General features: G+C 64.4%; 2 protein-coding genes. Both read left to right on the top strand.

Features of this window, described 5'->3' with window-relative positions; all coding sequences use genetic code 11:
- Window positions 1-83: 83 nt before the first annotated feature.
- Entirely contained in the window at window positions 84-1,241 is a 1,158-nt protein-coding gene (locus MF610_RS18950) for an IS110 family RNA-guided transposase (RefSeq protein ID WP_174435570.1), read from the top strand.
- A gap of 322 nt (window positions 1,242-1,563) precedes the next feature.
- Window positions 1,564-2,061 (top strand): hypothetical protein, encoded by a 498-nt coding sequence (locus MF610_RS18945; protein ID WP_242201904.1) that lies wholly within the window; start codon window positions 1,564-1,566, stop codon window positions 2,059-2,061.
- Window positions 2,062-2,130: the final 69 nt, after the last annotated feature.

Genomic DNA, 2,130 nt, shown 5'->3' with positions numbered 1-2,130 from the left:
AAAAAGATCCCATGGGCGCGGGCTGGCGCCGGTTGAGGCAGACTGACCTTCCCGCTTTGTCGTGAAGGAGGTTGCCCGTGCCCGTGTCCGTCTCATGCCATGCCGCCGTCAGCACGCAGCTGAACGCAATCTTCGTGTCGCTGGAGCTGAGCCGCTCCACCTGGCTGGTGACGTCGCTGTCGCCGGGTCGCGGCGAGCGGATCTCGCGGCATCAGGTGAAGGGCAGCGACGTGCCGGCACTCCTGGAGCGGTTCGCGCAGTTACAGGCGAAGGCGCGGGAGCGGACAGGCGAGCAGTACCCGTTGGTCGTCATCCAGGAGGCGGGCCTCGACGGCTTCTGGATACACCGCTGCCTGGTGCGCGAGGGTATCGAGAGCTACGTCGTCGACGCCGCCTCGATTGCCGCTTCACGACGCAGCCGGCGCGCCAAGACGGACAAGCTCGACGGCGAGGCGCTGGTCCGCACGCTGCTGGCCTACAAGCGCGGGGAGCCGCGGGTGTGTGCGATGGTGGCGGTGCCGAGCGTCGAGGACGAGGACCGGCGACGCATCTCGCGCGAGCGGCGGGCTTTGGTCGTGGAGCGGGTGCGGCACGTCAACCGCATCAAGGGCCTGCTGTTCGCGCAAGGGGTCGGCGACTACGAGCCACTGCGCGCCGACCGGCGGGCGCGGCTGGACGAACTGGTGACCGGCGATGGACGACCGCTGCCCCGGCATGTTCGCCGCGAGATCGAGCGCGAGCTGGACCGGCTGGAGATGGTCGTCGGCCAGATCAAGCAGGTCGAAGCCGAGCGCGACGCGCTGCTCGAGCCGCGGTCGGATGCCGCCGGTGAGGCGGACACTGGTCCCCGGCTCATCCAGTTGCGCGGCATCGGTCCTGAGTTCGCCGGCGTGCTGCACGCAGAAGCGTTCTTCCGCAGCTTCAGCAATCGACGACAGGTCGCCGCCTATGCCGGGCTGGCCCCATCACCGTGGCAAAGCGGCAGCATGGACCGGGAGCAGGGCGTGTCCAAGGCGGGCAACAAGCGGTTGCGAACGACCATGATCCAGGTCGCCTGGCTGTGGCTGCGTCATCAGCCGGACTCGGAGCTGACGAAGTGGTACGCGGAGCGGGTGGGCGCGAACGGTGGTCGCGCGCGGCGGGTCATGATCGTGGCAGTCGCACGCAAGCTGCTGATCGCGCTGTGGCAGTTCGTCTCGGCCGGCGTGGTGCCCGCAGGCGCGCTGCTGAAGGCCGCATGAGCACGTAACCCGATACGAGTTCCCGCAGGGCATCGTCCCTGCCGGATCCAGGTGGACGGACCGGAGGTCCCTGTTGGCTTCAGATGCCGAAAAAAAGGTTGGTCCCGTCTCCTGAGCCAGACCCGACGCAAGCGGGATTGTGGTGCAGCCGCGCACGAGCGGCGACCGGATGTGAGGTTAGAGCGGACCGGTCACCGGGACGCTTGTTGCAACAGGCTCAGGCCAGTGATCCAAAAATTGAGGAGGACGACCATGGCCTGACGCTCTGACCATTCCTGACGATTGATCTGGAATGGCGACGACAAAGCGATAAGCTGGCGTCATGTACGCCGCACGAGCCAAGCGCACCTATCCTTCAATTTGGCGGGTGATCCTCGCCTTTGTAGTGGTCCCGGGCGCAGCCGCCTTGTTGATGGCTATTGCTATGCCAGCATATGAGGGCATCACCGATCCGCTCGAACGGATCTGGCGGAGCGCTGTGGCATTTGCCGTGTTTGGCGCTTACCCTCCAGCCTTTATCATCGGGCTCCCGGCGTTCTTCATGTTACGCCGACACGTCAATGCGACAATCATCAACTGCGCTGCGACTGGTGCAGTGGTCGCCGCTCTTCCCTGGCTCGTGCTCGCGTTAATAAGTCGACCGGATAATGCGAGCATTGATGGACGATCAACCGTCATCGACGGATCTTTGACTACTTACGGATGGCTGATGAACTTCTACTACGTCGGCCAAATTGCCCTATTAGGCGCTATTGCAGGCGCGCTGTTTTGGTTCATTGCTGCGGCTGGCAGCCGAACCGGCAAGGTAGAACAGATATGATTGTGCGGAAGGAAAGAGGCTGCACGCTCTACCGCACAGCCTCTTGACCTGAGAACTCCCATGTGAGGG

The organism is Sphingomonas hankookensis, assembly GCF_022664465.1.
Lineage (GTDB): Bacteria > Pseudomonadota > Alphaproteobacteria > Sphingomonadales > Sphingomonadaceae > Sphingomonas > Sphingomonas hankookensis.
This window is presented reverse-complemented; position numbering and strand designations above follow the sequence as displayed.

Excerpts from the sequence above, each read along its gene's own strand:
- MF610_RS18945 (WP_242201904.1), top strand. The coding sequence starts at position 1,564 with ATGTACGCCGCACGAGCCAAGCGCACCTATCCTTCAATTTGGCGGGTG.